Origin of the sequence: Roseisolibacter sp. H3M3-2 (genome assembly GCF_029211165.1) — a bacterium.
GTDB lineage: Bacteria > Gemmatimonadota > Gemmatimonadetes > Gemmatimonadales > Gemmatimonadaceae > Roseisolibacter.
Map to the genome: position 1 here is coordinate 1 of NZ_JARGEK010000385.1, position 4,280 is coordinate 4,280.

A 4,280-nucleotide genomic window follows, 5' to 3' on the forward strand; every position below is an offset into this window, starting at 1 on the left:
GCCTTCCAGCCGCGCGCGCTCCAGCTCCGCGCACCAGCGCCTCCAGCGCGGCCGAGCGGTGCAGCACGCGCCCGGCGGCGTCGCCCAGCTGCGCCGCGTGCGCCAGCGCGTCGAGCGCGTCGTGCAGCGCCGCCCCCGTCTCCTGCGCGCGGTCGAGCGACGCGGTCGCCGAGTCGAACGCCGGCGCCAGCAGGCGCAGGATCGCGAGCACCCGCTCGCGCGCCGCGCCCTCCTGCACCGTCGCGTAGTTCAGGAAGACGCGGTGGCGCGTGCCGCGGGCGTCGTAGGTGTTGAGCCAGAACGCGTCGGCGAGGCGGCGCGGGCGCAGCCACTCCTCGTGGTACGGCGTCCCCAGCACGTCCTCGCGCCGCGTCAGCGACCAGCGGTGCGCGACCGGCAGGCGGGCCGCCGCCTGCGCCCGCGACGCCGGGTCGAGGTGCGCCCAGTGCCGCACGTACAGCACCTGGTCCTCGAGCGGCAGCGGCGTGTGGGTGTACGGCCCCGTCGGCGTGACGCGCAGGAGCCCGACCATCGCGTCCGGCAGCAGCGCCGCCAACTCGCCGCAGAGCGCGTCCCCCCACGCCCGGGCGTCGGGGTGCGCGTGCGGCGCCAGCATGGTGCCCAGCACCGCGGGGAGGCGGGCGAGGTCGGCGTGCGTGAGCGGACCGGACATGTGCCGCAGTACGGAGGCCGCAGGCGCGCGGTTTCCGGGGCGGCGCCGGGGTGGCGGATACGCAGTCGCTGCGTATGCGGGGCCGGCCGGGCGGCCGCATCGTCGCTGCGTCGCATCCGACTCCACTCCGACCTTTCGAGGCCCTCATGTCTCGCTTCGCCTTCCGTACCGCCGCGCTGCTCGCCGCCCTCGCCGTCACCGCCCGCCCCGCCGCCGCGGCCGACGTCGTGCTCGGCCAGTGGTACCTCTTCTCCTTCGGCGGCGCGGGCTCGTTCGCCCAGGCCACGACCGGCGGCACGCCGACGCCGCCGTGGACGATCACGACCACGACGGGCGTGCGCGTCCGCATCACCGACAACCAGGCCCCCGGCGACGCGTTCGCCCTGTTCGACCACGGGACGCTGGTCGGCAGCACCCCGGTCGTCCCCAGGGTGGCCGGCGGCTGCAACGGCACCGGCGGCGACGGCTGCTACGCCAACCCGCTCATGAGCCACGGCGAGTTCCTCGTCGGCGCCGGCGCGCACGCGCTCACGATCCGCACCGAGGTCAGCGCGTTCGGCGGCGGCAACGGCTACTTCCGCGTCGACGCGCTGGCCGCACAGCCCCCGGTCACCACGACGCCGGAGCCGTCCACGTGGGCGCTGCTCGGCACGGGGATCGGCGCGATCGGGCTCGTGCGGCGGCGCGCGGCGCGCGCGGAGGCCCGGTGACCGCCGCGGCCCTCCCTGCGGCGGCGCACCCCGCGCGCCCGTCGGCCGTCCGCCTGCTCGGCGTCGTCGCGCTGGTCGGCAGCCCGATGATGCTCGTGCAGTGGCTGTCGTGGGTCGTGCTCGGCGGCCGCGCCCCCGGCCCCGAGAGCGGGATCGCGCAGGCCGAGTTCCTCCTCTACATCTGGGGCGTCGCGGCGTCGGCGGCCGGGCTGCGGCTGCTGCGCGCGACGGGGCGCGGGCGCGGCGCGGCGGTCGTGACCGCGATCCAGGCGGTCGGGCTGTTCCTGGCCTCGCTGCAGCCGTGGCTCGACCTGACCGTCGGCCGCGCGCGCGGCGGCGCGTTCTACGCGGCGACCGACGTCGCCTGGCCGGCCAGCCACGTCTACATGCTGGTGGTGGGCGTGGCCGTGCTGCGGGCCGGCGTGTGGCGCGGGTGGCGGCGGTGGACGCCGCTGGCGTGCGGGCTGTGCTTCCCGCTCATGGCCGCCGGCGCGGGGCTGTTCGGGCGGGCGGCGATGGGGGCGGTGTTCGGCCCGGCGACGGCGCTGGCGTTCGGGGCGCTGGCCGTGGCGCTGCTCACCGCGCCCGCCCCCGGCGACGGGCGCTGACGGCCGGGGGCCGAACGAACCCGCTGCGGATGGGGTAGCTTCAGGGGCACGTCCCTGGGGTGGGCCCCTCCGCGCGTCGCGCATCCCATCCCGCGACCAGCCGTCGAGCCCCGCATGGCGGATCGCGTCTGCCTCCGCGGCGTGGGGGCCGTCCTTCCCCCGCACGTCCGCACCAGCGCCGAGGTCGAGGCGCTGGTGGCCGCGGCCAGCCCGGGGTACCGCGTCCGCCCCGGGTCGGTCGAGTCGCTCTCCGGCGTGCGCACGCGCCGCGTCGCCGCCGAGGGGGTGCAGTGCTCCGACCTCGCGGCGGAGGCGGCGGCCCGCGCGCTCGACGCGGCGGGGCGCCGCCCGGCGGACGTCGACCTGCTCGTGTTCGCGGCCGCGTCGCAGGACCTGCTGGAGCCGGCGACCGCGCACATCGTGCAGGCGAAGCTCGGCAGCCGCGCGCAGGTGTTCGACCTCAAGAACGCCTGCAACTCCTTCCTCGACGGCGTGCAGGTCGCCGAGTCGCTGCTGCGGGGCGGCGCCGCGCGCACGGCGGTCGTGGCCACCGGCGAGGTCTGCTCGCGCGCGGTCGCCTGGGAGGTGCGCGACGGCGCCGAGTTCCGGCGGGGCTTCCCGGGCTACACGATGGGCGACGCGGGCGCGGCGGTGGTGCTGGAGCGGTCCGACGACGGCCGCGGGATCTTCCACCACCACGCCGAGGCGCTGAGCGAGCACTGGGAGCTGGCCACGATCCGCGGCGGCGGGACGATGCACCCGCGCGACCACGCGCACGACTACCTGCACGCCGACGGCGTGCAGCTCAAGGACGCGTTCATCACGCACGGGCCGGCCGTGCTCGCGCGCAGCATGGCCCGGGCGGGGGTGACGTTCGCCGACTTCCGCCGCATCCTCGTCCACCAGGCGACGCTCCCGTACCTCGACGAGATGCTCGCGGCCACGGGGATGCCGCGCGGGCTGGTCGAGGTCACCGTCGTCGACCACGGCAACATGGCCGCGGCCTCGCTGCCGGTGGCGTACGCGCGGGCCGTCGCGCGCGGCGACCTCTCGCCCGGCGACCGCGTGCTCTGGGTCGGGCTGGCGAGCGGGATCAGCGTCCACGTCATGATGAGCGATGTCTGACGCCGCGCCGCACGAGTTGTTCGTCGTCGTGCCGTACCACGACGAGGCGCGCGGGATGCACGCGACGCTGCGGGCGCTCGCCGATCAGGACGACCGCGCCTTCACGCTCGTGCTGGTGGACAACGCCAGCACCGACGACGGGCCCGCGACCGCCGCGCGCTTCGCCGCCGCCTGCGCGGCGTCGCCGGACGGGCTGCCGCGCGTGCAGCTGGTGCGCGAGCCCCGGAAGGGGACGGGCGCGGCCGCCGACACAGGCTTCCGCCACGCCATCGCGCAGGGCGCGCGGTGGGTCGCGCGCACCGACGCCGACTGCCTCCCCGCGCCCGACTGGGTGCGCGCGCTGCGCCGCGCGCTCGCCGACGACGGGCTGGAGTTCGTCGCCGGGAAGATCCGCCCGCGGCGCGACGAGGGGCCGCTGTCGTGGCGCGCCCGCGCGACGCTGGCGGCGATGCTGTTCGTGGCCGAGCGGTACGGGCGGCTGCACCGCCGCGGGCCGCAGTTCCGCTACCCGTACATCATGGCCGCCGGGAACAACCTCGCCGTCTCGGCCGACCTCTACGTGCGGGCGGGCGGCTTCCCGCGCACCGCGATCGAGGAGGCGCACGAGGACCGCGCGCTGTCCGAGGTCGTGCGCACGCTGACCGACCGCGCGGCGGTGCGGCGCGACGTCGTGGTGTACAACTCGGTGCGCCGCGTGCGCGCCTACGGCTACCTCAACACGCTGCGGTGGTACCGCAACCACGGCTACCGCCCGGCGACGGTGGACGTGCGGTGAGGGGCGGCGCGGCGGCCGCGTGGCACGACGCGCGGGTGAACGCGGCCGCGCACCCGCTCGGCTGGCCGCTGACGCGCCTGCTGCGCCGCGCGGGGCCGGCGGCGCGCGTGCCGGGGCTCGGGCTGGTGGTGAGCGGCGCGGCGCTCTGCCACGAGGTGCTGACGCGCGACCGCGACTTCGCGAAGAACGGCCCCGGGAGCTTCGCCGGGACGATGACGCGCTTCCTCGGCCCCGCCGCGCTGTCGAACATGGACGGCGACGCGCACCAGCGGCTGCGCGCGTGCGTGGCCGACCTGCTGGCGCTGGCGGGGGCGGCGGCGCTGCTGGCGGCGGCAAGTCGGAGGCCAAGCGGTCTTAGGGAAGACAAATCGTGGTCTCAACTCCTTGGC

Annotated in this window: 5 protein-coding genes and 1 pseudogene; 5 read left to right on the top strand and 1 reads right to left on the bottom strand. The window is 77.2% G+C overall.

Going from position 1 to position 4,280, the window contains the following annotated elements:
* Nucleotides 1-673 (bottom strand): hypothetical protein (locus PYV61_RS21570; RefSeq protein WP_275835538.1); only part of this gene is annotated, 673 nt, incomplete at its 3' end.
* Between the two features lie 146 nt (nt 674-819).
* Here PYV61_RS21570 and PYV61_RS21575 point away from each other — a divergent pair.
* The 5 genes and pseudogenes from PYV61_RS21575 to PYV61_RS21595 form a co-directional block, all read left to right on the top strand.
* Nucleotides 820-1,383, top strand: coding sequence for a PEP-CTERM sorting domain-containing protein (locus PYV61_RS21575; protein WP_275835540.1), 564 nt, complete (start codon nt 820-822; stop codon nt 1,381-1,383).
* Nucleotides 1,380-1,991: a hypothetical protein gene (locus tag PYV61_RS21580; RefSeq protein WP_275835542.1), complete on the top strand. Its 612-nt coding sequence runs from the start codon at nt 1,380-1,382 to the stop codon at nt 1,989-1,991. Before PYV61_RS21575 ends, PYV61_RS21580 begins: the two co-directional genes overlap by 4 nt.
* Before the next feature lie 114 nt (nt 1,992-2,105).
* The gene (locus tag PYV61_RS21585; protein WP_275835544.1) at nt 2,106-3,116 is read left to right on the top strand and encodes a 3-oxoacyl-[acyl-carrier-protein] synthase III C-terminal domain-containing protein; all 1,011 of its coding nucleotides are present in this window, start codon (nt 2,106-2,108) and stop codon (nt 3,114-3,116) included.
* Nucleotides 3,109-3,891 carry a glycosyltransferase family 2 protein gene (locus PYV61_RS21590; RefSeq protein WP_275835546.1) on the top strand — a complete coding sequence of 261 codons (783 nt, stop codon included), beginning with the start codon at nt 3,109-3,111 and terminating at the stop codon, nt 3,889-3,891. Before PYV61_RS21585 ends, PYV61_RS21590 begins: the two co-directional genes overlap by 8 nt.
* Nucleotides 3,888-4,280: pseudogene (locus tag PYV61_RS21595) on the top strand (hypothetical protein); the annotation flags it as partial. The gene PYV61_RS21590 and the pseudogene PYV61_RS21595, both read left to right, overlap by 4 nt.

Coding starts and splice junctions, on each gene's coding strand:
- PYV61_RS21575 (WP_275835540.1), top strand. CDS start 820: ATGTCTCGCTTCGCCTTCCGTACCGCCGCGCTGCTCGCCGCCCTCGCC.
- PYV61_RS21590 (WP_275835546.1), top strand. CDS start 3,109: ATGTCTGACGCCGCGCCGCACGAGTTGTTCGTCGTCGTGCCGTACCAC.
- PYV61_RS21585 (WP_275835544.1), top strand. CDS start 2,106: ATGGCGGATCGCGTCTGCCTCCGCGGCGTGGGGGCCGTCCTTCCCCCG.